Source organism: Bradyrhizobium sp. Kon58 (assembly GCF_055807455.1).
Genome location: NZ_JBVVOT010000007.1, coordinates 66,910 through 91,283, shown reverse-complemented (window position 1 = coordinate 91,283; position 24,374 = coordinate 66,910). Strand labels below are relative to the sequence as shown.

Below are 24,374 nucleotides of genomic sequence, written 5' to 3'. Positions count from 1 at the left end.
TTCTTCCTTTCAAGACCGTTTGGTCTATATATTGGCGCGCCAACGGCGGATGCGGCCGAAACCTGATGAAACGGGTTGTCTACCTGATGAAGCGGTCGAGGAGAGCGTCAACGGTGGCTTGCGACGTGATCCGCGCCGGTGCCGTTTTGCCGACGACGCGCAGCCCCTCGACGAAACAGACGAGAATTTTCGCGGCAGTTGAAGGCTCGACAGCATCGGCCAGCTTGCCCGCCGCCTTCGCTCGGGACAGCGCATCAGCCACCCTGGCTTCCATGGCTTTGAAAAAGCTCCCGATGCGGCGATCAACTTCAGCGTCACGGCCAGCCAGCTCCATGGCCGTGGCCACCAGCAGGCATCCGCGCCGGCCATTGGCGCCGCTCGTTCGGTCGACGTAACCGGCAAGATAGGCCCGCAAGCCGTCGATCGGCTCTCGGCGGGGGTCGAGTTCGACATCCATCCGTGTCAGGGCATCGGCGACGTAGCGATCAAGCGCACGCAAGAACAGCGAGTGCTTGTCTCCGAAAGCGGCATAAAGGCTGCCACGCGAGAGCTTCGTCGCCCGGAGAAGGTCGGGTAGCGCCGTGGCGTGATAACCGTGCGACCAGAACACGCCCATCGCCTGCTCGACCGCAGCTTCCGCGTCGAAACTTCGGGGACGGCCACGGGGTAATTGCACAGGGGTTTGGCGGCGCATTGCCGATATATAGACCGAATGGTCTTTAATTCCTAGGGGGCCCGCCACCGCCGTTTGGCCGTCCGCCGACGTTTCTGCTTGGCCTCCCGAACCGACAATTGCGCCTGTGTGAGACCAGGCTCTAGCCCGCCTCGCGGCGGCGGCCTTCGTCGGCGCCGCGCTGGGCGAGACGGCTGCGATGAGCTGCGAACAGCTCCAGCACCTTTTCGGCCGGCTTCGCCGCACTGAATAGATAGCCCTGCATCTCGGAGCAGCCGAGTGCGCGCAGCAGACGCTGCTGCTCCTCGGTCTCGACACCCTCGGCCGTAGTGGTCATGCGGCGGGCGGCCGCGAGATTGACGACCGCCTGCACGATGCTGGCGGAGCCGTCGGGGCCGGCGATGTCGTTGACGAAGCAGCGGTCGATCTTGATCTTGTCGAACGGGAAGCGGTGCAGATAGCTCAGCGAGGAGTAGCCGGTGCCGAAATCGTCGAGCGCGATGCGGACGCCGATGGCGCGGAGTTGATGCAGGATCGCAAGCGCCGTGTCGTCGTCGCGGATCAGCACCGCCTCGGTGATTTCGAGCTCGAGCCGGCTCGCCGGCAAATTGGAGGCGGCAAGCGCCGCCATGATCTTCAGCGCCAGCGTGCCGCTCTTGAATTGCACCGGCGAGACGTTGACGGCGAGGCGGATGTCGTCGGGCCAGTTCGCCGCGTCCCGGCAGGCGGTCGCCAGCACCCATTCGCCGATCTCGTTGATCAGGCCGGTGTCCTCGGCGATCGGGATGAACTCGGCCGGCGAGACCATGCCGCGCTCGGGATGGCGCCAGCGCACCAGCGCTTCGCAGCCGGTGATGCGGTCGTCCTTCAGGCTGAGGCAGGGCTGGTAATAAACTTCGAGGCCGCCTTCGCGCCCGCCTTGGGCGATGGCGTGGCGCAGGTCGATCTCGAGCTGCCGCCGCTCGTGGATCTTGGCGTCCATCTCCGGCTCGAAAAAGCGGTAGGTGCGGCGCCCTGCGGCTTTGGCGGCGTACATCGCCATATCCGCGTTCTTCAGGATCTGGTCCAGCGCCGTTCCATGTTGCGGCGCCAGCGCGATGCCGATGCTGGCGTCGGTGGCAAGATGATGTCCCATGCAGTCGAACGGCGCGCGGATGGCTTCAAACACCCGCGCGACGAGTTCATTGACCTGATCCAGCGACGTCACCGCGCTCTGGACGATGGCAAATTCGTCGCCGCCGAGGCGCGCCACGAAGTCCGCCGGACCCGCACAACGGTGGAGGCTCTGCGCGACCGACTTCAGGAGCTCGTCGCCGACGAGATGCCCGAGCGCGTCGTTGACGCCCTTGAACTCGTCGATGTCGATGTAGTGCACCGCGAGTTGTTCGCCCCCGGCGACCAGATTGAGCTCCTGACGCAGATGCTCGTGGAACAGGGTACGGTTGGGCAGGTCGGTCAGCGCGTCGTAATGAGCGAGATGGCTGATGCGCTCCTCGATACGCCGGCGCTCCGTGATGTCCTCATGCGTCGCGACCCAGCCGCCGTCCGTGAGCGGTTCGTTGACGATCTGGATCGAGCGACCGTCGGAGGTCTCGACCACCATGGAATTGCGCACATGGATGTCGCGCAGGACCCGGGCGACATATTGGTCCACATCGCCGGTGAACGAGCCGGTGGCTCTGCGGTGCGCGATGATATCGTGAAAGCTGCAGCCGGGTCTCACGACTTCGGCCGACAGCCCGTACATCTCGATGTAGCGCTGATTGCAGACCACGAGCTGCTGCGAGGCGTCGAACAGCAGCAGGCCCTGGGTCATGTTGTTGACGGCGCGGTCGAGACGCTGCTTTTCCAGCGTCAGCCGTTCCCGCGAAAGACGATGCTGCTCCAGGAGCTTGCGAACGATCGCGATCAACACGCCCGCGATGGCGAGCGCCGAAGAGGCCGCGACCGAGATCAGGATGCCGATCTGCTCGCGCCAGTCCGTCAGGGCCGTCGCGCGCGTCGTGGTGGCCATCATCAGGATCGGGAAGTGAGGCAGGGCGTGTGAGGAAATCAGCCGATCCTCGCCGTCGACGGGGCTCATGAAGCGGCCGGTAAAATGGTCGAGCCCGAAAACCCTTTGATGCGCGAACGGACCGTTCTTGAAATTCCGTCCCATCAATTCACTGGAATGGGGATAACGGGCGAGCATCGTGCCGTCCCGGTGCAGCATCGAGATCGTCGTGCCTTCGCCGAGCACGGCTGACTCGAAGAATTTTTCGAAATTTGCCGGTTCGATGCCGCGTCCGACCGCACCCATGAATTCGCCGTTCGGTCCGACGATCTTGCGCACGATCAGGATGGTCCAGGCGCCGGAGATGCGACTGTAAAGTGGTTCGATCAGGACGTCGGGAGCGTCGGGATCGTACCGGAAGGTCTGGAAATAGGCGCGATCGGCAACGTTCACGTTCGGAGCCGGCCATGCCGTCGACGAATTGATCAGATTGCCTTCGGCATCGATGATATTGACGCCGCCTATGTAGGGCAGTGCCTCGATCTTCGAACGCAGCATCCGGTGGAGGTCCTGGCCGGAGAGGCGTTTGCGATAGTCCGCCGCACTGGTGATGCCGCTCGCGCGGACGTAGTCGACGAAATCTTTCTGGATGACCGCGAAATCCTGCAATTGCTGGTCGAAATGATGGGCCAGCATCAGCACGGTGTTTTCCAGCTCGCGGCCGGAGCTGCGCAGCGCACGTTCGCGGAAATTCTGTGCCATCAGCGTCGCGCCGACGGCGATCGCAGCGATCAGCAGCGTGCCGCCCACCACCAGCCAGCGGATCGGTCCGCTGCGCACGAAGGCCTGGTCAAAAAGGCGACTGCCGAATCCCGTCATCATGATCGATCGTTGTCGTGCACACGTCAGGGTCAATTCTTGGCCCCGGAAACATCCGTCGGTTTACGGGAACGGAGTGGAGGCGAAGTTAGCAAGCTGGGTTAATGCGCCGTGAACGGACGCTCACAAAAGCAATCAATATGCGGGCGAATACGGCCTGATCGCCGCCGGCATCGCGCTCGCGATCATCGCCGTGGTGAACGGCCTGGGCAGCAAGCTCAATTCAAAATTCGGGTCGATCAGCGCGTCGTTGAAGTAGCAGCGGCAATCAGACGCGGTAATGGCCGGACTTGCCGCCGAGCTTCTCGACCAGGTGGATGCCTTCGATGCGCACGCCGCGTTCCACGGCCTTGATCATGTCGTAGATGGTGAGACAGGCGACCGAGACGGCAGTGAGCGCTTCCATCTCGACGCCGGTCGGGCCCGTGACCTTCACGCTGGCGCGGACGAGGCAGCCCGGCAGCTTCGCGTCGGGCTCGATCTCGACCGTCACCTTCGACAGCGCGAGCGGATGGCAGAGCGGGATCAGCTCCGCGGTCCGCTTGGCGGCCATGATGCCGGCGATGCGGGCGGTGCCGAGCACGTCGCCCTTCTTGGCGTTGCCGGACACGATCAGGTCAAGCGTCGCCCTGGTCATGACGACGCGTCCTTCCGCGACCGCGAGCCGCTCGCTCGCGGGTTTGTCCGACACGTCAACCATCCGCGCCTCGCCGGAGGCGCCGATGTGGGTGAGGGCAGGGCCGGTCTTGGTCGGTTTGGCCTTTGCGGGCTTGCGCGCCATCAGTTCGTGCCTGTGGCGCGCGCGGTCTCGCGCGCCAGCAGCGTACGGGTCGCAGCGGTTACGTCGGCTTGCCGCATCAGGCTCTCGCCGACCAGGAAGGTCGACATGCCGACGCGCTCGAGCCGGGCGAGATCGGCGGGCGTGAAGATGCCGCTCTCGCCGACCATCAGCCGATCGCGGGGGATCAGCGGCGCCAATGTTTCGCTGGTCGCAAGTGTGGTTTCGAAGGTGCGCAGATTGCGATTGTTGACGCCGATCATCGGCGAACGCAGCTTCAGTGCGCGATCAAGCTCGGCGCGGTCGTGGATCTCGATCAGCACGTCCATGCCATGGGTGATGGCGGCGTCCTCGAGCTCTTTTGCCGTGGCATCATCGAGCGCGGCCATGATGATCAGGATGCAGTCGGCGCCGTGCGCGCGGGCCTCCGCCACCTGATAAGTGTCGAACATGAAATCCTTGCGCAGCACCGGCAGTGACGTTGCCGCGCGTGCCGCCACCATGAAGTCGAGATGGCCCTGGAACGAGGGCGTGTCCGTCAGCACCGACAGGCAGGCAGCGCCGCCGGCTTCATAGGCCCTCGCGAGCAGCGGCGGATCGAAATCGGCGCGGATCAGGCCCTTTGACGGCGAGGCCTTCTTGACCTCCGCGATCAGCGCGTAGTCGCCATTGGTGTGCTTGGCCTTGATGGCGCGCAGGAAGCCGCGGGGTGCTGCTTGCGCCTTGGCCTTCGCTTCCACAGCCGACAGCGGCTGCGCGCGTTTAGCCGCCGCGATTTCCTCGCGCTTGTAGGCTTCGATCTTGGTCAAGATGTCCGACATGTCAGGCTCAGCCGTTCGAGACCGCGATCAAATGTTTCAGCCGCGCGCTCGCCGCGCCGCTGTCGATTGATTTTGCGCCGATCACGACGCCTTCCTTGAGGTCCTTGGCTCGCCCCGCCACGACCAATGCGGCAGCGGCGTTGATCAGCGCGACGTCACGGTAGGGGCTCGGCTTGCCGTCGAGCACGCTCTGCAAGGCGATAGCGTTGGCGTCGGCCTCGCCGCCTTTGAGTGCACCGGCCTCGCAGCGCGGCAGGCCCGCGTCCTCCGGCGTCACCTCGAAATTCCGGATCTCGCCGTTGTGGAGCGCGGAGACGAAGGTCGGGCCGGTGAGGGTGATTTCGTCGAGGCCATCGGAACCGTGCACGACCCAGGCGGATTCAGAGCCGAGGTTCTTGAGCACTTGCGCCAGCGGCTGCACCCATTGCCGGGAGAACACGCCGACCATCTGCCGCTTCACGCCCGCCGGATTGGACAAGGGGCCGAGCAGGTTGAAGATCGTGCGTGTCGCAAGCTCCACCCGGGTCGGGCCGACGTTCTTCATGGCGGGATGATGGGCGGGGGCGAACATGAAGCCGATGCCGCATTCGCGTATGCAGCGGCCGACCTGCTCCGGCCTCAGATCGATCTTCACCCCGAGCGAAGCCAGCACGTCGGCGGCGCCGGAGCGCGACGACAGTGCGCGGTTGCCGTGCTTGGCCACCGGCAGACCGGCGCCCGAAACGATGAAGGAGGCGCAGGTCGAGACATTGACCGAGCCGGAGCCGTCGCCGCCGGTGCCGACAATGTCGACGGCGTCCGCGGGCGCATCGACCGTGAGCATCTTGGAGCGCATTGCCGCGACCGCGCCGGTGATCTCGTCCACGGTCTCGCCGCGCACCCGCAGCGCCATTAGGAGGCCGCCCATTTGCGAGGGCGTGGCCTCGCCGGACATCACGGCGTCGAAGGCGGAAGCCGCTTCGTCACGCGACAGGCTGGCGCCGGTCGCCACTTTTCCAATGATCGATTTCAGGTCGTCCATCGCGTGCTTTCAACTCACTGGTTCGCGCCGGTCACCTGCGCGAAGGCGGCCTGATTAATGGTGGTCCCGATGTCGGTTTCGAGCTTGTTGACGTAGGAAGCGACCTGCTCCTCGGTCTGCGCGCGGTCGAGACTGTCCTTCAGCTTTTTGACCGCCTCGGAAGCGGCATCGACCGTGGGATCGACGATCTCGGTAACGCGGAACACGATCACCTCGGTGCCGCCGGTCACTGCCGTCTGCCCGACGCCGTCCTTGGCGACACGGAAGGCGGCCGACACGACGGCTGCGGGCACGCTGGCGGGCGAGTCGTCGCGCTTGAAGCCGGTGGCGGTCTCGACCTTGGCGCCGATCGCGGCTGCTTCGTCGGCGAGCTTGCCGCCAGATTCGAGCTTCTGCACCACCTCGGTCGCCTTGGCCTTCAGCTTGGTCGCGATCTGGTCCTGGCGCCAGCGCGCCTCGACCTGGTCGCGGACCTCGTCGAGGTTGCGGTCGCGCGAGGGCGTGATGGCAAGCACGTCGTACCAGACATAGCCGCCCTTGAAAGAGATCGAGTCGTTGTCGACGCCCACATCGGTGTTGAAGGCCTGCGACACCACGTCGAGGCCCTGCGGAATGCCGGAGACCGGCTGGCCGCTCGGGGCGCGGCCGGAACGGTCGACGGCGTCGATGGTCACGGCGGTGAGGCCGAGCTTCTGCGCCGCATCGATCACGCTGGCACCGCCGCCGCGCTCGTCTTCCATTTTGTCGCGGAGATCGGCGACCTTGACGCGCGCACGCTCGGTGGCGATCTCGCGCTTGATGTCGGCGGCAACGCTCGCGTAGTTCGCCTCAGTGCCCGGCTCGATCTTGTCGACCTTGACGATCGACGTGCCGAGACGGCCCTGGATCGGCTGGCTGATTTCACCGGCGGGAAGCGCGAAGACGGCGTCTCCAACTGCTGGATCGAGCGAGGATTTGGTCACGAGCCCGAGATCGACGTCGGACGCGCTCAGTCCGCGCTCTTTGCCGAGGTCCTCGAACGAGGTCCCGCTGGTGAGCCGCTCGCGTGCGGTCTGCGCCTCGGCGGCATTGGGAAATACGATCTGCTGGATCTGGCGCTTCTCCGGCGTGCCGAGCCGATCCTTGCGCTGGTCGAACGCCTTCTTGGCATCCTCGTCCGACACCTCGCTCCACTTGCCGATCTCCTCCGGCGAGACCACGACAAATGCGATCTTGCGATATTCGGGCGCGCGGAACTGGACCTTGTGATCCTCGAAATAGGCGGCGAGCGCCTCCGGCGATGGCGCGTCGATGGTGCCTGCCTGGGCTGCGTCGAGCCTGACGAATTCAATGGCACGCTGCTCGTTCTGGAAGCGCGTCAGCACGTCGAGCATCGCCTTCGGCGGCTCGAGGCCGGCACCGATCGTGCCGGTGATCTGCCGACGCAGCGAGACCTTGCGCTGCTCCGAGACGTAGCGCTGCTCGGTATAGCCGAAGTTGCGGATCACGGACTGGAAGCGGTTCGGATCGAAGTTGCCGCCGACGCCCTTGAAGTTCGGGTCGTTCATGATGAGCTGGCGGATCTGGTCGTCGGACTGGCCGAGCCCGAGCCGGCGCGCCTCCTCGTCGAGGGCGGCTTCCGCGATCGTCTGCTGCAGCACCTGACGGTCGAGACCGAAGGCGCGCGCTTGCTCAGGTGACAGCGGCCGGCCGAACTGGCGACTGATCTGCTGGAGGCGGTCGGTATAAATCTGACGGAACTCGTTCAACGAAATCTCGGTGCCGCCGATCTTGGCCACGGTGGATTGCCCGAAGCCCTTGAAGATGTCGGCAATGCCCCAAACGCCGAAGCTGATGATCAGCACGCCCATCACAACGGCCATAATGGTCTTGCCGAGCCAGTTTGATGAGGCCTTGCGCATTCCTCGAAGCATTTGGTCCAACTTGTTTGGCAGGAGGGGAACGGGAGCGCGTCTTAATGCAGATTCCGCAAAAGCGCGTCACCAAATTGATCAATCATCATAAAGTGGTGGCTTTCCCCCCGCAACCTCGGGTCTAGCGGGCTTTCGGTCCCTGCGGTTAAAAGCCCCTGGTCTCTGGAACTGCCACGGGACCTCTGCTAGCGCATGCGCAAACCAAATTTTGCTGGAATTTGACATGACCGATGCCATCCACCCCCTGATCGCCGGCAACTGGAAAATGAACGGCCTGAAGGCCTCGACTGCCGAATTCGACGCCATGCTCAATGGTGCGGCAGAGGTGGCCGGCAAAGCCGATTTGCTGGTTTGCCCGCCAGCGACCTTGATCGCAGCCTTTGCCGAGAAGGCGCGCGGCAAGACGGTCGCGGTGGGGGCCCAGGATTGCCACCCCAAGGCCTCCGGCGCCCATACTGGCGATATCGCCGCCGAAATGCTGGCGGATTCGGGTGCGACCGCGATCATCGTCGGCCATTCCGAGCGCCGCGCCGACCATGGCGAGGGCGATGCTCTGATCCGGCAGAAGGCCGAGGCCGCCTGGCGCGCCAGGGTGACGGCGATCGTCTGCATCGGCGAGACGCAAGCGCAGCGCGATGCGGGCCAGACCCTGGATATTCTGCGCGGCCAGCTCAACGGCTCGCTGCCGGATGGCTCGACCGCCGCCAATCTGGTCGTGGCCTATGAGCCGGTCTGGGCGATCGGCACCGGCTTGACCCCGACGTCTGGGGATGTCGAGCAGATTCATGGCTTTATCCGGGAATTCCTGACCTCCAGGTTCAAGGCCGACGGGGCCGGGATGCGCATCCTCTATGGCGGCTCGGTCAAGCCCTCGAACGCGGCCGAGCTGATGGCCGTGAAGAACGTCAATGGCGCGCTGGTCGGCGGGGCCAGCCTGAAGGCGGCCGATTTCCTTGCGATTGCGCAGGGCTGTCCCTAGCTAACTTCAAACCTTAGGACCCGGCCGATCGGGGGTGGCAATGACCCGTCTGATCGTGTAACACCGCGCAACTTCAGGAAAACCCCGCGAAGCACGATTGGCCGCCGTCTCGGCGCTGTCGGCTTGTGACGGAAGGACACTATGCAGACCGTTGTCATCGTCATTCACCTCATGATCGTTACCGTCATGATCGGCGCCGTCCTGCTCCAGAAGTCGGAAGGCGGCGGCCTGGGCATGGGAGGTGGCGCAGGTTTCATGTCGAGCCGCGGCACCGCGAACCTTCTGACGCGGACCACCGCGATCCTGGCCGTCGGCTTCTTCCTCACCAGCCTGTTCCTGTCTTGGTATGCCGGCTACGACCGCAAGCCGTCGTCAATCATCGGCGCACCGGCGTCGCAGACCCAGCCGGCCGGTGGCGGACCGATCGCGCCACCGACCTCGGGCGGCATCCTGGATTCGCTGAAGAAGGCCGACGAGCAGCAGCAGGCTCCGGCACCGAGCGGCCCGCAGGTACCTCGTTCGCAATAAAGCAGGGGGGCCATGCAGGGCGGCTTCTACCGTCCTGCATCAACAATCCCCATCAAGGCTCTGTCACCACTCTTAGTTCTGGCTCACCCACAGCCCCGCAAAATGTTTGGGGCGGAATACGAATCGCTTTGGCGAATCGAATTCGAGGGATTAGAGGTTAAGCCCCATGGCGCGGTACATATTCATCACCGGCGGCGTGGTTTCTTCGCTCGGCAAGGGTCTGGCTTCAGCGGCACTTGGTGCCCTGTTGCAAGCCCGGGGCTACAAGGTCCGCCTCCGTAAGCTCGATCCCTATCTCAACCTCGATCCCGGAACGATGTCGCCGTATCAGCACGGCGAAGTGTTCGTGACCGATGACGGCGCGGAGACCGACCTCGATCTCGGTCACTATGAGCGCTTCACCGGGCGGCCTGCGACCAAGGCCGACAATATCACGACCGGGCGCATCTACCAGGACATCATCTCCAAGGAGCGGCGCGGCGATTATCTCGGCGCCACCATCCAGGTGGTTCCGCATGTCACCAATGCCATCAAGGACTTCGTCCTCGACGGCAACGACGATTACGACTTCGTGCTGGTCGAGATCGGCGGCACCGTCGGCGACATCGAGGGCCTGCCGTTCTTCGAGGCGATCCGCCAGCTCAAGAACGAATTGCCGCGCGATCACGCCATCTACATTCATCTGACGCTGCTGCCGTACATCCCGAGCGCCGGTGAGCTGAAGACAAAGCCGACGCAGCACTCCGTCAAGGAGCTGCGCTCGATCGGCATCCAGCCGGACATCCTGCTCTGCCGTACCGATCGCGAAATCCCCAAGGAGGAACGGCGCAAGCTCGGACTATTCTGTAACGTGCGCGAGAGCGCCGTCATCGAGGCGCGCGACGCCGACAGCATCTACGCTGTCCCTCAGGCTTACCATGCCGCAGGCCTCGACGACGAAGTGCTTGCCGCCTTCGGCATCGGCTCGCGGATTCCGCCGGAGCTGCGGAGCTGGCAGCAGATCAACGAGCGCATCCGCAATCCCGAGGGCAACGTCACCATCGCCATCGTCGGTAAGTATACCGGCATGAAGGATGCGTATAAGTCGCTGATCGAGGCGCTCTCGCATGGCGGCATCGCCAACAAGGTGAAGGTCAATCTCGACTGGATCGAAAGCGAGATCTTCGAGAAGGAAGATCCCGCGCCGTTCCTCGAACACGTCAACGGCATTCTGGTGCCCGGCGGCTTCGGCCAGCGCGGCGCCGAAGGCAAGATCCGCGCGGCGCAGTTCGCGCGCGAGCGCGACGTGCCGTATTTCGGCATCTGCTTCGGCATGCAGATGGCGGTGATCGAGGCCGCTCGGAATCTCGTCGGGATCGAGGAGGCCAACTCCACCGAGTTTGGCCCGACCAAGGAGCCCCTGGTCGGCCTGATGACGGAATGGCTGCGCGGCAACGAGCTCGAGAAGCGCACCAACGCCGGCGATCTCGGCGGCACGATGCGCTTGGGTGCCTATCCCGCGGCGCTCAATCGCGGCAGCCGCGTCTCGGAGGTCTATGGCGGCGCGACCGAGATTTCAGAGCGCCACCGCCATCGCTACGAGGTCAACACCGCCTACAAGGATCGCCTCGAGCAGCACGGGCTGAAATTCTCCGGCCTGTCGCCCGACGGCGTGCTGCCGGAGATCGTCGAGTACGAGGATCACCCCTGGTTCATCGGCGTCCAGTTCCATCCCGAACTGAAGTCGCGGCCCTTCGAGCCGCATCCCCTGTTTGCGTCGTTCATACGCGCGGCGATGGTGCAGAGCCGACTAGTGTAATCGGCTCAGGGCGTGGCGGTGCAGTCACGTGCGACATGCATCGGCTCCGGCGCGGCCGGCATTGACGTATCGGGCGCAAGCGATCCCGTAACCAGCTTCATCTGCGGCCGTCGCGTCAGCTTGTAGACGGCGGCCGGCGGCACGTTCAGCAGGGCACGATCCACCAGCTTTGCGCGCAAGCCCAGCCGGTCGAGCACGGGCCGCGCGACCGGGCAACTCATGCCGTAGGTGAACTGGTAGAAGGCGCCGCCGGGGCGGACGTGACTGAACGCGCCACCGACGATTGAGACGACCTTGCGCGTCGACATGTTGAGCAGCGGCAGGCCGCTCACGACCGCGCCGACGGGCGCGCCGTCATAGAGGCGTTCCGCTGCCAGCCGCCCCGCATCCATCCACAAGACGCGCGCGTTGGGGAAACGCATCTGTAGCAGCTTCATGAAGTCGGAGCCGTATTCGACCAGCGTGAGGTCCTGCTGGCGCACGCCGCGTTTGAGCAGCTTGTAGGTGAACGCGCCGGTGCCGGGGCCGAGCTCGAGAACAGGGCCGGTCGATGCCGTGATCTCGCGGGTAATGAGATCGGCCAGCGCCGCGCCTGACGGCGCGATCGCGCCGACGCGGCGCGGGGCTGACATCCATGACAGGAAGAACGAGAGGAAATCGTTGGGCATGCGCACTCCGGCATCTTGGTTGCGCCTCGCAGGTCAGAGGCGAGGCGGCCGAACAATCGCTTGAGTGCATTGCGACAGCATTGCGTGCCGCATGCCGATTGCGTCAATTCTCCCGGACGGGCGGCAGTGACATCCTGAAGCACGCGCCGCCGATCGCTGCGTCCGCGACCGAGATGTGGCCGCCATGCAGGAGCACGATCTCGCGTACCATGTTGAGGCCGAGGCCGGCACCGCGATCGAGCGGTGTCAGCCGATAGAACGGCTCGAATATCTGTTCGCGCTGATCGGCCGGAATGCCGGCGCCTTCGTCCGTGACCTCGATGCTCGCGGGCCTGCTGACACGAATGCCGATGGTGCCGCGGCGAGGGCCGTGCTGGATCGCGTTCTGCACGAGGTTGGTCAGCGCGCGCTCCAGCGCCGCCGCATCGCCGATCGTTTCGACCGGCGTAGCGGGGGCGTCGAGCGCCAGCTCGTAGCCGGCGGCAATGGCCAGCGGCGCAAGATCTGCGGCCACGCTTTGCGCGATTGCGACGAGGTCGACGCGCGTGAAGGGATGGCCGCAGCGGTCCAGCCGTTGAATGTCCAGCAATTGCTCGGCAAGTGTCGCCAGCCGCGCGGAATCCTCCAGCAGCCGGGTCTTGTCCGGCCCCGCCGGAAGCGACTCCAGCCGCGTGTTCAGGATTGCGATCGGCGTGCGCAACTCGTGTGCGGCATCGGCGACGAAGCGCTTGTGGCGGGCATAGCCCTGGTCTAGCCGCGCCAGCGCGTCGTTGACCGCGGTCACGAGCGGCACGACCTCCAGCGGAATCCGGTCCAGCGACAGTCGCGCGCCGCGTTGATGGATGTCGATGCGCCGCGCCTGGTCCGCCGTCGCATCGAGCGCCTCGAAGGCGCGCCGCACGATCATCGGCGTCGCGATGAATGTCGCCGTTCCCATGAGGAGCAGGCCGGGCAGGGCGATGCCGAGCAATGCAAGCGACGTCATGAACAACGCCTTGGGGCCGGTGAGCCTGCCTTGCGTCGCCGTGATGATCTGTACATTGCCGGCGTCGGTGTCGACCCGCTTCAGCCGCGCCGAGGGCTTGCGCGGATCGTCCTCGAACAGCTGCCAGCCGAGCCGGGCCTGGCTGATCTGGTCGAGGCCGCTGCCGATGGCGGCGAATTCGGCCGGCACGGCGCCTTCGCTGAGCGAATGTCCCTGCCTGTCGCGGATCAGAAACCAGAGATCGGGGGTCTCGCTGCGCAATTGTTTCAGTTCGGTCGTCGACCGCAGGACCAGGTCGCCTTGCGCGTCGCGTGCGAGCGCGCGCTGGACGATTTCGATCACGCGATCTTCGTCGCGCCCGGCGATCGCGAACCCCGACACGCTCAACGCCCCGACGATGAGGGCAACGAGCGCCGTGAGCAGCACCGCCTGGAGCGACAGCAGGCGCCAGCTCAGCCGCGAGCGCAGGCAATAGGGATCGTGGTGCTTGCTCATGGCAGCTTCTTCAAGAGATAGCCGACGCCGCGGATGCCGTGGATCTCCACGCGCGCATCGGCTTCCGACAGTTTGCGGCGCAGGCGCGACACGTGCGTATCGAGCGCGTTCGACTGGATCTCGTCGTCGAAACTGTAGACGGCTTCTTCCAGCGCGGAGCGCAGCACGGTTCGGCCCATGCGACGGACCAGGGCTTCCAGCACAAGGAGCTCGCGGCGCGGCAGCTCGAGGGGAGCCCCGTCGATGCTTGCCTCGCGATGGCCGAAATCGAAGGCGAGGCGGCCGGCGTGAATGATGTCGGGATGCAGCCCGGCGGGCCGGCGCAGCACGGCGCGCAACCGCGCCAGCAATTCCTCCACCGCGAACGGTTTCGCCAGATAATCATCCGCTCCGCAGTCGAGCCCGGCGACCCGGTCGGCAAGTTCGCCGCGCGCCGTCAACACGATGATCGGTACGCCGTCGGCGCGCGCCCTGAGTTTCGGGATCAGGGCGAGACCGTCGCCATCGGGAAGCTGGCGATCGAGCAGGACGGCGGCGTGAACGTCGGCGGAAATGGCCTCTTCCGCCTCGGCGAGCGTGGGGGCGTGGTCCACGACCATGTCGTAGCGCTTCAGCGCCGACGCCAGCGCGTCGGCCATTTCGGCCTCGTCCTCGACGAGCAAAATCCGCATGATCCGCACCTCAACCTCAATCGTGCCAATCTAGCGGCCGTATCATTGCGGCAGCATTGCGGGAACCGGCTCTCGATGAAGCAGCTTTGAGCGGACCCTAGCCATGCGCGGAACGCCACCGGGGGCGGCCGAGCGGGCCTCAAGACACCGTCAGGGCCAGCCGTTATAACCCCCGGACCTGATCAGGGAGGAACAAGAATGATCTACGAAATGCGCATCTATCGCTGCGTGCCCGGCCGCCTGCCGGCACTGCTCAAGCGGTTCGAGACCGTCACGCTGAAGGTGTGGGAAAAGCACGGCATCAAGCAGGCCGGCTTTTTCACGACGCTGATCGGTGAATCCAACCAGGAGCTGACCTATTTCCTGGCCTGGGAGTCGCTCGCCGAGCGCGAGAAGAAGTGGGCCGCCTTCATGACCGATCCGGACTGGATGAAAGGGCGCGCCGAGAGCGAGGCGGACGGCCAGATCGTCGGCAACATCGTCAGCCAGATCCTGGCGCCGACCGCCTTCTCGGCGGTGAAGTAGGGGCGGCTGGCGCGAGGGCGTCGCGGGGAGCCTGGGCGCAACCCTGATATTCTGGGAGCCCAGGCCGAATGGGGTTGATCCGCCCTTCATCGCGGCTATGGTCGCGCCGCAACGAGGGATTTGCCTTGAGCTCTTCGACGTCAGCGGCGCCGGTCGTCACCATTGGCAAGGTCAAATTCGGCAATGATCTGCCGATCTCGATCATTGCGGGGCCGTGTCAGCTCGAAAGCCGCCAGCATGCGCTGGAGGTGGCCTCCGCGCTGAAGGAGATCGCCGCGCGGCTGCAGATCGGCCTCGTCTACAAGACCTCGTTCGACAAGGCCAATCGCACCAGCGCGTCGGCTGCGCGTGGTCTCGGGCTTGCCCAGTCGCTGCCGATCTTCGCCGAAATCCGATCATCCCTGGGCCTGCCGGTCCTGACCGATGTGCATGACGCCGCGCAATGCGCCGAGGTGGCGCAGGCGGTGGACATCCTGCAAATCCCGGCGTTCCTGTGCCGGCAGACCGATCTGCTGCTGGCCGCCGCCGCGACCGGCAAGGTCGTCAACGTCAAGAAGGGCCAGTTTCTCGCGCCCTGGGACATGGCCAACGTCGTGTCCAAGATCACGAGCGCGAACAATCCCAACGTGCTCGTCACCGAGCGCGGCGCCTCCTTCGGCTACAACACGCTGGTCTCCGACATGCGCGCCTTGCCGATCCTGGCGCGGACCACCGGCGCCCCCGTGATCTTCGACGCGACTCATTCGGTGCAACAGCCGGGCGGGAAGGGGACGTCGTCCGGAGGCGAGCGCGAATTCGTGCCGGTGCTCGCACGCGCAGCCGTTGCCGTCGGTGTTGCCGGTGTCTTCATCGAGACCCATCCCGACCCTGACAGCGCGCCGTCCGACGGACCGAACATGGTGCCGCTGCGCGAGTTCGAGGCGCTGATCCGAAAGCTGATGGCGTTCGACGCGCTCGCCAAAGATTCGACCAAAGCCGATCCGCGCTGATGCAGCAAGGCGCAGCGCGGCCGCACGATCACGGCCTGCCGGCCGCGCTTTACGTCATCTCCGGGGCAAGCTTTGCCGCGGCGCTCTCCGCGCGCGCGCTCGATCCGGTGCTGCCGCACGTCGCCGAGGACTTTGGCGTCAGCATCGCGACCGCTGCCGGCTTTGCCGCGGTGTTCGCCTTCACCTTCTCGATCATCCAGCCGATCGTCGGCGCCGCCGCCGATCTGTTCGGCAAGACGCGGCTGATGATCGGCTGCCTCGCGCTGCTCGGCCTTGCCAACATCCTGGGGGCGCTCTCGAGCTCGTTCTCAGTTCTGTTCGCGACGCGTATCCTCGCCGGCATCGGCTCCGGCGGCGTGTTTCCGGTGGCGCTCAGCCTGACCAGCGATCTCGTCGGTCCAGAGAAACGCCAAGTGGCGATCAGCCGCACGCTCGCCGGCGCGATGACGGGCAATCTCCTCGGTGCCTCGGCCTCCGGCCTGATCGGCGATTTCCTCGGCTGGCGCGGCGTGCTGGCGGTGCTCGGTGTGCTCGTGATCGTTGCATCGATCGCGGTCGCCGCCGGATTTCGCGGCGCCAAGGTCAAGCATCCGCCGAAGACGAGCCTGTCGGCGTTGAAAGCCGGCTATCGCACCATCTTCACCAACCCGAACGCCTATGTCTGCTATTCGGCGGTGTTCATCGAAGGCTGCTGCGTGCTCGGCCTGTTTCCCTACCTCGCTTCGTTCCTGTTCGAGATCGGCCAGACCTCGCTCTCGATCGCGGGTATCGTCATCGCGGGCTTTGCGGTCGGCGGCTTGTTCTACACCTTGACAGTGTCGCGTCTGCTGCCGTGGCTGGGCATGAAGGGAATGATGATCGCGGGCATGACGCTGGTGGCCTCGCAGCTCGTTGTCGTCGCCTTCGGCCCACGCTGGGAAGTGCAGGCGCTCAATCTCATCGTGATGGGATGGGGCTTCTACATCGCCCATGGCTGCCTCCAGATGTTTGCCAGCGAGCTTTCGGTCGAGGCGCGTGCCACCGCGCTGTCGCTGCATTCGTTCTTCTTCTTCATGGGGCAGACGGTGGGGCCGCTCGCCTACGGCCTTGGCCTCCAGCATGGCGGCAAGATGCCGACCCTGTTCGCGAGCGCAGCGATCATGGTCGTGCTCGGCTTCGTCTGTGCGCGGCTGTTGAAGCAGCGGGCGCCGGGAGATGCGCGCTGAGACCGGGCTCATCCCTCCGTTGTTAAGAGGGCGTTGTCGCGTCACCATGACACCGTTGGTCGCCGTATACATGGCACGCGGATTGCTTCGAATTTGGGCAAACTGAGGTGAGAGACCGTGGACGCCCAGCCCGACCGTTTGCCCAGCACAGCAAGGGCGCCCCGATCAACAGGGTATCCCACCAGGCCACCGCTTCGGCGTTTCCTGACTGATTGCCACGAGCAGTTCAGGGCTGATCATTCCGGCGAGCTCGCGGACTACATCCCCGAGCTGAAGCGCGCCAACCCCGATCATTTCGGCATCGCGCTCGTGACGATCGATGGCCATGTCTACGAGGTCGGCGACAGCGCGGTGCCGTTCACGATCCAGTCGGTCTCGAAGGCCTTCGTGTTCGCGCTGGCGCTTGAGACGGTCGGTGAGGAGCGCGTCGCGGCCACCATTGGCGTCGAGCCCAGCGGCGAGGCCTTCAATTCGATCCGTCTCACCAACGACAACCGCCCGTTCAACCCGATGGTCAATGCCGGCGCGATCGCCTGCTCGGGCCTGATCTTTGAGGTGGACGGGAAGGGCGCGTTCGAGCGCGTTCGCGCAAAACTCAGCCAGTTCGCCGGGCGCGAACTTGGCGTCGACGAGGCCGTGCACGCCTCGGAGACCGCGACTGGCAACCGCAACCGCGCCATCGCCTGGCTATTGCGCAATTACGCGGTGCTGCCTGACGACGTCGATGCGGTGCTCGACGTGTATTTCCGGCAATGTGCCATTCTGGTGACTGCGCGCGACCTCGCGGTGATGGCGGCAACGCTCGCCAATCGCGGCATCAATCCGGTGACGGGCGCGCAGGTGATCACGCCGCACATCGTCGCCCGCACGCTATCGGTGATGACGAGCTCGGGCATGTACGATTATGCCGGCGAGTGGACCTATCGCGTCGGCATCCCCGCCAAGAGCGGCGTTGGCGGCGGCATCGTCGCGGCGCTGCCCTCGCAATTGGGGCTCGGCACGTTCTCCCCGCTGCTCGACAACCACTTCAACAGCGTGCGTGGCCTGAAGGTCTGCGAGGCGCTGTCGGCGCGGTTCGACCTGCACATGCTCAACCGCAACGCCGATGTCCGCAGCAGCGTCATGGCTGATTACGACCTCTACGGTATTTCCTCGCGGCGCAGCCGCCCGCCGCACGAGCAGCAGATCCTCGACGAGCGCCACAGCGACATCCGCGTGCTCGAGCTCGTCGGCGCGATGAACTTTGGCACCATCGACTACGTCTCGCGACGGCTTACCAGCGAGCCGCCGAACGCGCCGCTCCTGATCATCGATTTTCGCCGCGTCCCCGACATCACCTCGGCCGGTGCGGAGCTGCTCGGCGAAACGCTCACCGCACTCGCCAATGCCGGAATCACCACGATCCTGTCGGGCTTCGAGGAGACGTCTACGGTCTGGGCCGCGATCTCGGCCCGCACCGAGGAGCCGCGCCGGCTGCGCCGCTTCGCGCTGCTCGACGACGCCATCGAATGGGCAGAGGATCAGGTGATCTATCGCTTCGGCGGCTTCACCGACGTGAAGGAGAGCGCGCATCTCGGCGAGCAGGCCTTGCTTGCCGAGCTCGAGACCGGCGAGATTGCCGCGATCGTCAAACTGTCGACCACGCGGCACTACGCCGCCGGCCAGCGCATCATCGCCGCCGGCGAGCCCGCCAATTCGCTGTTCTTCCTCCAGAGCGGCATGGTCAGCGTAAAACTGCGGAGCGGCGTGCGGCTTGCTTCCCTCGGCCCCGGCATGGCGTTCGGCGAGATGGCGATTCTGGAGGGAAGCCGCAGTGCCGATGTCCTCGCCGACACGCCCGTTACCTGCCTCGAATTGCCGCTCGACAGCTTTGCCGATTATCGCCGGCTGCATCCGGAAACGTCGCTCAAGATCATGCGCAACCTCGCCGCGGTCCTGGCGCGGCGGCTGGTGCTGGCGAATGCGAGGGTGGATCTGCTGAGCGCGTATTAACCCCGTCCGCGATAAGGCGCGACGCCTTGCTCAGGGACCCACAGGCCCTTCGGCGCGCGGCCCGTTTGCCAGAACACGTCGATCGGGATGCCGCCGCGCGGATACCAGTAACCGCCGATGCGCAAGAACTTCGGCTTGATCTCGCTGGCGATGCGCTTGCCGATCATCACGGTGCAGTCCTCGTGGAAGGCGCCGTGATTGCGGAAGCTCGCGATGTAGAGCTTGAGCGATTTCGACTCCAGCAACCATTGGCCGGGCGCGTAGTCGATCATCAGATGTGCGAAATCCGGCTGTCCCGTGACCGGACAGAGCGACGTGAACTCGGGCACGGTGAAACGAACCAGATAATCGGTGCCTCCTTGCGGATTGGGCACGCGGTCGAGTTTCGCCTTCTCGGGCGTATCTGGCCATTCGACGGCGCGGCCGAGTTGCAAAGCAGGGGAGTTGTTCGATTTGCTGGGTTTTTTCGACATCAGGCCGCCTCCGTAGCGGCCCTCTTAGCCAATCGCGACGCGGCCGTCACCCGGCCTTTTCCACTTCGACGCATTGCGGTAGAAGCACCGCCAACTGCCCCCTTTGGTCCCCGAAAAGAGGCTCTCATGACCGCCATCATCGACATCATCGGACGCGAAATCCTGGATAGCCGTGGCAATCCCACCGTCGAGGTCGACGTCGTGCTGGAAGATGGTGCGCTTGGCCGTGCTGCTGTGCCGTCCGGCGCCTCGACCGGTGCCCATGAGGCGGTGGAACTGCGCGACGGCGACAAGGCCCGCTATCTCGGCAAGGGCGTCACCAAGGCGGTCGGCGCCGTCAACGGCGAGATCTTCGAGGCGCTGAGCGGCCTCGATGTCGAGCAGCAGGCCCAGCTCGACCAGATCATGATCGACCTCGACGGCACGCCGAACAAGAGCCGGCTGGGCGCCAACGCCATCCTCGGCGTCTCGCTCGCCTGCGCCAAGGCGGCCGCAAACTCGCTCGACATGCCGCTCTATCGTTACGTCGGCGGCACCTCGGCGCGTCTCTTGCCGGTGCCGATGATGAACATCATCAATGGCGGCATGCACGCCGACAACCCGATCGACTTCCAGGAGTTCATGATCCTCCCCGTGGGCGCGTCCTCCTTTGCCGAGGGCCTGCGCTACGGCGCCGAGGTCTTCCACACCCTGAAGTCGGAATTGAAGAAGGCCGGCCACAACACCAATGTCGGCGACGAGGGCGGCTTCGCCCCGAACCTGCCGTCGGCCGACGCCGCGCTCGAATTCGTCATGAACGCGATCGGCAAGGCCGGCTACAAGGCGGGCTCCGACATCGTCATTGGCCTCGACTGCGCCTCGACCGAGTTCTTCAAGGACGGCAAATACGTCTATGAAGGCGAGGGCAAGACCCGTTCGATCTCCGAGCAGGCCACGTACCTTGCTGACCTCGTCGCGCGCTATCCGATCGTGACCATCGAGGACGGCATGTCGGAAGACGACATGGACGGCTGGAAGGAGTTGACCGACCTCGTCGGCAAGAAGTGCCAGCTGGTCGGCGACGATCTCTTCGTCACGAACGTCAAGCGCCTCGCCGAAGGCATCAAGGCCGGACGGGCCAACTCGATCCTGATCAAGGTCAACCAGATCGGCACCCTGACCGAGACGCTCGCCGCCGTCGAGATGGCGCACAAGGCCGGCTACACCTCGGTGATGTCGCACCGCTCCGGCGAAACCGAGGATTCCACCATCGCCGACCTCGCGGTCGCCACCAATTGCGGACAGATCAAGACCGGCTCCCTTGCGCGGTCCGATCGCACCGCCAAATACAACCAGCTCCTGCGCATCGAACAGCAGCTCGGCAAGCAGGCGCTCTACGGCGGCAAGGCGGCACTGAAGGCGCTGGCATAAGCCAGGGTCTCGATAGAAACAGGGGAGGATCGACATGAGCGACGGCAAGAACGGCCTGCAACTGCGTTCGCTGATCAAAAAGAGCGGTGAGCTCGAGATCTCGCTGCTCGACGTGCCGACCCCCGAACCCGCTGCGGACGAGGTCGTCGTCCGCGTCGAGGCAGCGCCGATCAATCCGTCCGACCTCGGGCTCCTGATCGGCGCGGCCGATATGAGCACGGCAAAGGCTTCCGGCGACAAGAGCGCTCCCGTCATCACCGCGAAGGTGCCGGAAGGCGCGATGCGGGCGATGGCAGGCCGGCTCGACGAGTCCATGCCGGTCGGTAACGAAGGCGCGGGCGTCGTGATCAGGACCGGCTCGTCGGATGCCGCGAAGGCATTGATGGGCAAGACCGTCGCGATGATCGGCGGTGCGATGTATACGCAGTATCGCACGTTGAAAGTACGCGAGTGCCTGCCGCTGCCGGAAGGCACCACGCCGGCCGAAGGCGCCTCCTGCTTCGTCAATCCGCTGACCGCGCTCGGCATGACCGAGACCATGCGGCGCGAGGGTCACAAGGCGCTGGTGCACACTGCGGCCGCATCCAATCTCGGCCAGATGCTGAACAAGATCTGCATCAAGGATGGCATCCCGCTGGTCAACATCGTGCGCAGCAAGGAGCAGGCCGACATCCTGCACAAGATCGGCGCCAAATATGTCGTCGATTCCACCGCGCCGAGCTTCCTCGGCGATCTCACCAACGCGCTGGTCGAGACCGGCGCCACCATCGCCTTCGACGCCATCGGCGGCGGCAAGCTCGCCGGCGACATCCTCAACTGCATGGAAGTCGCGATCAACAAGACCGCGAAGGAATACAGCCGCTACGGCTCCAACGTGCACAAGCAGGTCTACGTCTATGGCGCGCTCGATGTCCGCCCGATCGAGCTGCCGCGCGGCTTCGGCATGGCCTGGGGCGTCGGCGGCTGGCTGCTGTTTCCGTTCCTGATGAAGATCGGGCAGGCGGACGGGGCCAGGCTGCGCCAGCGCGTCGTCGACGAACTTAAGACCACGTTTGCCAGCCACTACACCAAGGTGGTGTCGCTTTCGGAGGCGCTCGATCCCGCCAACATCGCGATCTACGCCAAACGCGCCACTGGCGAAAAATTCCTCATCAACCCAAATAAATAATCGGCACGTGCGACGGCACGTCACCCAAAGAAGGTCTTGCCTTCTGAGCGAAGCGGGAGATTATTCCGCCGCCATTGAAAGCGGAAAAACCGCAAGGCGCGCTCAGAAGGGGACTTCTCCATGACCGATCTCAATCGCCGCCATTTGTTCGCAGGCGCCGCCGCTCTCGGTGCGGCCGCGATGACCAAGCTTGGATCGACCACCGCCAATGCCGCGGTGCCGCAAGCCGGCACGCAGGCGCCTGGCTTCTACCGCTACAAGGTCGGCAGCTACGAGTGCACCTCGATCAACGACGGCGCGCGGACCTTCCCGATGCCGGACAAGTTCGTCGTCAACGCGCCGAAGGAGGAAGCGCTCGCCGCGGGCGAGGCGGCCTACATGCCGAAAGGCATGGTCACGGTGCCGTTCAATCCGCAGCTCATCAACACCGGCTCCAAGCTGGTGCTGATCGATACCGGCAACGGTGTCGCCAATCTCGAGCCCAGCAAGGGCGCGGTCGGCCGCACGCTGCAGAACCTCCAGGCCGCCGGCGTCGACCCCAAGAGCATCGACGTCGTACTGCTCTCGCATCTGCATCCCGACCACACCAACGGCATTCGTCTCGCCGACGGTGCGCTTGCCTTCCCCAATGCGGAGATCATGGTGCCGGGCAAGGATTGGGAGTTCTGGACCAGCGAGGACAACGCCGCCAAGGCCGAGTCCAGCCCGATGATGAAGAACTACTTCGCCAACGTGAAGAAGACCTTTGCCGGCCTCGAATCCAAGGTGACGAAGTACGAGTGGGGCAAGGAGGTCGCGCCGGGCATCACGTCGATCGCGACGCCCGGCCACACCCCCGGGCACACCTCGTTCGCCGTCGCCTCCGGCGATGCCAAGGTGCTGATCCAGTCCGACGTCACCAACATCCCGGAGTTCTTCCTGCGCAATCCGGACTGGCATGTGGTGTTCGACACCGATGCTGCGCTGGCGCAGGAGACCCGCCACAAATTCTACGACATGGCGGCGGCCGAGAAGGCGACCGTGATCGGCTTCCACTTCACCTTCCCCTCGGTCGGCCATGTCGAGAAGGACGGCGCCAAATATCGCCTGATCCCGTCGGCGTGGAATCCGACGATCTGAGCCGATTTGCAGATTTGTCCCGAGGATCAGGCCGCCACTTGGCGGCCTGATTATTTGGGCAACCGTTCAGAAACGCAGCGTTTCCAAATCCGATCGGTCCATGCACTTGCATCCATCGGCCGGGATCGCTTAAGTGCCGACCCGGCACTCCCGCTGAAGATTTCGAGGACACTCCATGGCCTACAATATCGTCACGATCGCCGGCAGCCTGCGCAAGGACAGCTTCTCGCTGAAGATCGCCCATGCGCTCGCCAAGCTCGCGCCGGCTTCGCTCAAGCTCGAGGTCATCACGCCGGCCGGCATCTCGTTCTTCAACCAGGACCTCGAGGGCGCGCCGCCGGCCGACTGGCTGTCTTTCCGCGAAAAGATTCAGAAGTCGGACGGCGTTATTTTCGTCACGCCGGAATACAATCGCGCGATCCCGGGCGTGCTGAAGAACGCTATCGACGTCGCCTCGCGGCCCTATGGCAAGAGCTCGTTCAACGGCAAGCCCGTCGGCATCATCGCGAACTCGCCGGGCCCGCTCGGCGGCGTCAGCGCCGCCAAGACGCTGCAGAACATCTTGCCGGGCATTTCCGGTCCGATCCTGCAGCAGCCGGAGGCTTATCTGAACGGGGTGGGCGACGCCTTCGATGCCGACGGCAACCTGACCAAGGAATCCCTGAAGCCCGTGCTCCAGGCCTATATCGACGCGTTTGCGGTGCACGTGGCGAAGCATCACGGCTGAGGCGCGATTCCCAGGACTTCGTCATGGCCGGGCTTGTCCCGGCCATCCACGTGCTCGCTAAGTTGACGAAGAACGTGGATGCCCGGCACAAGGCCGGGCATGACGGCTAAGTCAGGCACGGGAACGCGATGCGGGCGGGGGCAATTAGCACGTCCTTAACCAACCTGTCCCATCTTCCCAAGATGGTCTCCCGCGCGCGCCTGAAATCGATCCTGACCGGTCTTGCCCTCTATGCGATGGCGGCCGCCATCGTCGGCTATTTCGGCGTCAACGCCTATACCGGCAAATACGGCCTCAACGCCCGTCAGGAGCTCGACCAGGAGATCGTGGCGCTGACTAGCGAGCTGGCCCAGCTCAAGCGCGAGCGCGCCAGGAGCGAGCAGCGCGTCTCGCTGCTGCGCTCCGCGAAGATCGACCCCGACATGCTGGACGAGCGGGCGCGCTTCCAGCTCGACTACGTCAATCCGCGCGATCTCGTCCGGACGATCCCGGCGAACTAACAACTCTTCCTAAAGTTGAAGGCCTGGAACCGGGCTGCCGCCTTGACGGCAGCGCCGCAAACGG

Annotated in this window: 23 protein-coding genes; 13 read left to right on the top strand and 10 right to left on the bottom strand. The window is 64.9% G+C overall.

The window, feature by feature from the left end; genetic code table 11:
* Positions 1 to 79 precede the first annotated feature (79 nt).
* Complete coding sequence (locus AC0L20_RS14860; protein WP_473289198.1) at positions 80 to 694, bottom strand: TetR/AcrR family transcriptional regulator; 615 nt, start codon at positions 692 to 694, stop codon at positions 80 to 82.
* Between the two features lie 121 nt (positions 695 to 815).
* Positions 816 to 3,548, bottom strand: a complete 2,733-nt coding sequence (locus AC0L20_RS14855) for a bifunctional diguanylate cyclase/phosphodiesterase (protein WP_473289196.1) — start codon at positions 3,546 to 3,548, stop codon at positions 816 to 818.
* 154 nt (positions 3,549 to 3,702) lie between these two features.
* On the opposite strand from AC0L20_RS14855, the gene AC0L20_RS14850 reads away from it, so the two are divergent.
* A complete protein-coding gene (locus AC0L20_RS14850) occupies positions 3,703 to 3,804 on the top strand; it encodes a Flp family type IVb pilin (protein ID WP_456769624.1) in 102 nt (33 codons plus the stop codon).
* A 9-nt stretch (positions 3,805 to 3,813) separates the two neighbouring features.
* Here the strand turns inward: AC0L20_RS14850 and moaC are convergent, their stop codons facing one another.
* From moaC to AC0L20_RS14830, 4 genes are read right to left on the bottom strand one after another with little or no spacing between them, the layout of a single operon-like run.
* On the bottom strand, positions 3,814 to 4,326 hold the full coding sequence (gene moaC, locus AC0L20_RS14845; RefSeq protein ID WP_473289193.1) for a cyclic pyranopterin monophosphate synthase MoaC: 513 nt from the start codon (positions 4,324 to 4,326) through the stop codon (positions 3,814 to 3,816).
* Complete coding sequence (trpC, locus tag AC0L20_RS14840; RefSeq protein WP_473289190.1) at positions 4,326 to 5,144, bottom strand: indole-3-glycerol phosphate synthase TrpC; 819 nt, start codon at positions 5,142 to 5,144, stop codon at positions 4,326 to 4,328. Before trpC ends, moaC begins: the two co-directional genes overlap by 1 nt.
* A 7-nt stretch (positions 5,145 to 5,151) precedes the next feature.
* On the bottom strand, positions 5,152 to 6,165 hold the full coding sequence (gene trpD, locus AC0L20_RS14835; RefSeq protein ID WP_473289188.1) for an anthranilate phosphoribosyltransferase: 1,014 nt from the start codon (positions 6,163 to 6,165) through the stop codon (positions 5,152 to 5,154).
* A 14-nt stretch (positions 6,166 to 6,179) separates the two neighbouring features.
* Positions 6,180 to 8,078, bottom strand: a complete 1,899-nt coding sequence (locus AC0L20_RS14830; protein ID WP_473289186.1) for a SurA N-terminal domain-containing protein — start codon at positions 8,076 to 8,078, stop codon at positions 6,180 to 6,182.
* 223 nt (positions 8,079 to 8,301) lie between these two features.
* Between AC0L20_RS14830 and tpiA the strand changes: the two genes are divergently transcribed.
* From tpiA to AC0L20_RS14815, 3 genes are all read left to right on the top strand, one after another.
* Positions 8,302 to 9,057: a triose-phosphate isomerase gene (tpiA, locus tag AC0L20_RS14825; protein ID WP_473289184.1), complete on the top strand. Its 756-nt coding sequence runs from the start codon at positions 8,302 to 8,304 to the stop codon at positions 9,055 to 9,057.
* Between the two features lie 141 nt (positions 9,058 to 9,198).
* Entirely contained in the window at positions 9,199 to 9,585 is a 387-nt protein-coding gene (gene secG, locus AC0L20_RS14820) for a preprotein translocase subunit SecG (protein ID WP_007590603.1), read from the top strand.
* A 166-nt stretch (positions 9,586 to 9,751) separates the two neighbouring features.
* Entirely contained in the window at positions 9,752 to 11,383 is a 1,632-nt protein-coding gene (locus AC0L20_RS14815; RefSeq protein WP_007590604.1) for a CTP synthase, read from the top strand.
* Positions 11,384 to 11,388: 5 nt separating this feature from the next.
* Here AC0L20_RS14815 and AC0L20_RS14810 read toward each other — a convergent pair whose 3' ends face one another.
* From AC0L20_RS14810 to AC0L20_RS14800, 3 genes are all read right to left on the bottom strand, one after another.
* Positions 11,389 to 12,051 (bottom strand): class I SAM-dependent methyltransferase, encoded by a 663-nt coding sequence (locus tag AC0L20_RS14810; RefSeq protein WP_473289182.1) that lies wholly within the window; start codon positions 12,049 to 12,051, stop codon positions 11,389 to 11,391.
* Positions 12,052 to 12,154: 103 nt separating this feature from the next.
* On the bottom strand, positions 12,155 to 13,531 hold the full coding sequence (locus tag AC0L20_RS14805; RefSeq protein WP_473289180.1) for a sensor histidine kinase: 1,377 nt from the start codon (positions 13,529 to 13,531) through the stop codon (positions 12,155 to 12,157).
* The gene (locus AC0L20_RS14800) at positions 13,528 to 14,202 is read right to left on the bottom strand and encodes a response regulator transcription factor (RefSeq protein WP_473289178.1); all 675 of its coding nucleotides are present in this window, start codon (positions 14,200 to 14,202) and stop codon (positions 13,528 to 13,530) included. Before AC0L20_RS14800 ends, AC0L20_RS14805 begins: the two co-directional genes overlap by 4 nt.
* A gap of 198 nt (positions 14,203 to 14,400) precedes the next feature.
* Between AC0L20_RS14800 and AC0L20_RS14795 the strand changes: the two genes are divergently transcribed.
* The 4 genes from AC0L20_RS14795 (at position 14,401) to glsA (ending at position 18,913) form a co-directional block, all read left to right on the top strand.
* A complete protein-coding gene (locus tag AC0L20_RS14795) occupies positions 14,401 to 14,727 on the top strand; it encodes an NIPSNAP family protein (protein WP_007610789.1) in 327 nt (108 codons plus the stop codon).
* Positions 14,728 to 14,852: 125 nt separating this feature from the next.
* The gene (gene kdsA, locus AC0L20_RS14790) at positions 14,853 to 15,716 is read left to right on the top strand and encodes a 3-deoxy-8-phosphooctulonate synthase (protein WP_473289176.1); all 864 of its coding nucleotides are present in this window, start codon (positions 14,853 to 14,855) and stop codon (positions 15,714 to 15,716) included.
* Positions 15,716 to 16,921 carry an MFS transporter gene (locus AC0L20_RS14785; protein ID WP_473289174.1) on the top strand — a complete coding sequence of 402 codons (1,206 nt, stop codon included), beginning with the start codon at positions 15,716 to 15,718 and terminating at the stop codon, positions 16,919 to 16,921. The genes kdsA and AC0L20_RS14785 overlap by 1 nt, the downstream gene beginning before the upstream one ends.
* Before the next feature lie 117 nt (positions 16,922 to 17,038).
* Positions 17,039 to 18,913 (top strand): glutaminase A, encoded by a 1,875-nt coding sequence (gene glsA, locus AC0L20_RS14780; RefSeq protein WP_473289172.1) that lies wholly within the window; start codon positions 17,039 to 17,041, stop codon positions 18,911 to 18,913.
* Here glsA and queF read toward each other — a convergent pair.
* Positions 18,910 to 19,386 carry a preQ(1) synthase gene (gene queF / locus AC0L20_RS14775; RefSeq protein ID WP_027518152.1) on the bottom strand — a complete coding sequence of 159 codons (477 nt, stop codon included), beginning with the start codon at positions 19,384 to 19,386 and terminating at the stop codon, positions 18,910 to 18,912. The genes glsA and queF overlap by 4 nt on opposite strands.
* Before the next feature lie 126 nt (positions 19,387 to 19,512).
* Between queF and eno the strand changes: the two genes are divergently transcribed.
* The 5 genes from eno (at position 19,513) to AC0L20_RS14750 (ending at position 24,310) form a co-directional block, all read left to right on the top strand.
* The gene (gene eno / locus AC0L20_RS14770; RefSeq protein WP_473289168.1) at positions 19,513 to 20,796 is read left to right on the top strand and encodes a phosphopyruvate hydratase; all 1,284 of its coding nucleotides are present in this window, start codon (positions 19,513 to 19,515) and stop codon (positions 20,794 to 20,796) included.
* A gap of 34 nt (positions 20,797 to 20,830) precedes the next feature.
* A complete protein-coding gene (locus AC0L20_RS14765; protein WP_473289165.1) occupies positions 20,831 to 21,964 on the top strand; it encodes a zinc-binding dehydrogenase in 1,134 nt (377 codons plus the stop codon).
* Positions 21,965 to 22,084: 120 nt separating this feature from the next.
* Complete coding sequence (locus AC0L20_RS14760) at positions 22,085 to 23,083, top strand: MBL fold metallo-hydrolase (protein ID WP_473289163.1); 999 nt, start codon at positions 22,085 to 22,087, stop codon at positions 23,081 to 23,083.
* Positions 23,084 to 23,258: 175 nt separating this feature from the next.
* The gene (locus AC0L20_RS14755; protein WP_473289161.1) at positions 23,259 to 23,810 is read left to right on the top strand and encodes an NADPH-dependent FMN reductase; all 552 of its coding nucleotides are present in this window, start codon (positions 23,259 to 23,261) and stop codon (positions 23,808 to 23,810) included.
* A gap of 182 nt (positions 23,811 to 23,992) precedes the next feature.
* A complete protein-coding gene (locus tag AC0L20_RS14750) occupies positions 23,993 to 24,310 on the top strand; it encodes an FtsB family cell division protein (RefSeq protein ID WP_007590617.1) in 318 nt (105 codons plus the stop codon).
* The last annotated feature ends 64 nt before the right edge of the window (positions 24,311 to 24,374 follow it).